Genomic DNA, 1,065 nt, shown 5'->3' with positions numbered 1-1,065 from the left:
TGGCCCCCTTGGACGGCAACCACGAAACCTACGACTTGGACTGGAATATGCACATGCCCGTGTCATACACGACCCTCTTCGACTTGCCGAAAAACGGTCTGTCCAAATACCCGAACCAGTTCTACTCCTTCGACTACGGGGATATTCACTTTACCGTTATGGATACACAGTTTACAGAACTGAAAGACTTCGAGCCTACCCTTTTAGACGAAGAAACGGCTTGGCTCATTAACGACCTGAAAAGCACGATGAAAAAATGGAAAATCGTCCTCATGCATAAAGACGTACTCCGTTACGCCTTCAATCCGACCACACGACCCGAATCGCGAGAAGAAGGATTTAGCGACGAAGGTCGGGTCTTTATGCCCATCTTCGACACCTATAACGTAGACGCTGTCCTGACGGGCCACCTGCACACCTACCGTAACCGCGGCCATATCAAAAATTTTGTCAGAGACGAATCGGGTCCGCTTTACCTCCTTACGGGAGTCGCCGGCGACGTACGCTATCCGAGCCTGTGGAAACAACATGCCTTGGACCTCTACGTACCGCCCCAGCCCGAAACGGACAACTACATGACGATGGAAGCCACTGCCGACACCATCCGCTTCCAATACTTCTTGCCTGACGGCACCCTGCTTGATACGGCTGAGATTCGGAAGTAGGTCGTGGAGGAAGTTAGTAGGAGATGAAGAAAGGACGCATGCTATGCATGCGTCCTTTTTGTGGCTCTCTCAATGAGAGGCCCTGTTTTTCCTTCTCCCTTATTCTACAAATACGGGTTTGTTATCTTCAAATTTTTCAATTCGTGCCAAGGATTCTACTCGGTATCCTCGGTCTTCCAAAAGTTTTCTTCCCGGCTGGAAAGATTTTTCCACGACGATGCCGATGGCGGCTACGGTAGCTCCCGCCTGCTCGACCAAGTTTGCCAGTCCTATAGCTGCCGCCCCGCTGGCCAGGAAGTCGTCTACAATGAGGATTTTTTCGCCTGCCTTAATATAGTCACGACTAATAGAGGCACGATAGGTTTCTTCTTTCGTATAGGAGTAGATATCCGTCATGTAT

The 1,065-nt window shown here is 50.1% G+C and carries 1 protein-coding gene and 1 pseudogene; one reads left to right on the top strand and one right to left on the bottom strand.

Annotated features, from left to right (window positions below):
- On the top strand, window positions 1-665 hold a 665-nt coding region (locus PGX78_RS08600), incomplete at its 5' end, for a metallophosphoesterase family protein (RefSeq protein WP_270446544.1).
- A gap of 99 nt (window positions 666-764) precedes the next feature.
- On the opposite strand, the pseudogene PGX78_RS08595 reads toward PGX78_RS08600, so the two are convergent.
- Window positions 765-1,065 (bottom strand): annotated as a pseudogene (locus PGX78_RS08595) (xanthine phosphoribosyltransferase); the annotation flags it as partial.

The sequence above is a fragment of the Megasphaera sp. AF13-6AC genome (assembly GCF_027685385.1).
Lineage (GTDB): Bacteria > Bacillota > Negativicutes > Veillonellales > Megasphaeraceae > Megasphaera > Megasphaera micronuciformis.
This window is presented reverse-complemented; position numbering and strand designations above follow the sequence as displayed.